Raw genomic sequence first — 646 nt, forward strand, 5'->3', positions numbered from 1 at the left:
GCGAGATCTGCCGCGGCCTGCGCGACCGCGGTGGGGTCGCCGCCCGCCTGTGCGGCGGCGAGGTCGGCGGCCGCGTCGTCGCGGGCGGTGGTCGCCAGGCTCACGTCGTCCTCAGCGTCGTCGAGGGCGAGCTCCAGGGCATCGGCGTCCGAGGCGTCGGCCAGCGCCTGGGCCTGCGCGAGACGGGTCTGGGCCTCGGTCACGGCGATGCCGGTCTCGACCGCCGCGCCGGAGATCACGCCGAGCTCGGCGTAGGCCTCGTCGAGGGTCGCGACCGCGACCACGTAGGCCTCCTGGGCGGCGGTGCAGGCCGCGCTGGGCGCTGCGAGCGCCGGGGTGACGACCGTCCCGATGCTCAGGACAGCCGTTGCTGCTGCGGTGGCGATGATCCGTCGTGCACTTCTCACGATGCTCCCTGCGTGGTTGGAGACCCCCTGGGGCGCCGAAGGCCAGCATCGGAACAGGTGCGCCCCCCCGGGGACGATCTTGTCAGCGCACCGGGATGCGCGGGTGTGGTGTGACGAACATCACCTCAGAGTCCCTGCCACGCGGGCTTGGTGGCCCACGCCTCGCGGTAGTTGTCGGCACGTGGACTGGCCTGATCTGGTGGCCTGTCGCGCCCCCCAGCCGCTGCTGGTCCAGTACC

The 646-nt window shown here is 73.4% G+C and carries 1 pseudogene; it reads right to left on the reverse strand.

From position 1 onward, the window contains the following. Positions 1 to 407 (reverse strand): annotated as a pseudogene (locus L0B03_RS18815) (hypothetical protein); the annotation flags it as partial. Between the last annotated feature and the right edge of the window lie 239 nt (positions 408 to 646).

The sequence above is a fragment of the Actinotalea sp. C106 genome, assembly GCF_023630195.1.
Lineage (GTDB): Bacteria > Actinomycetota > Actinomycetes > Actinomycetales > Cellulomonadaceae > Actinotalea.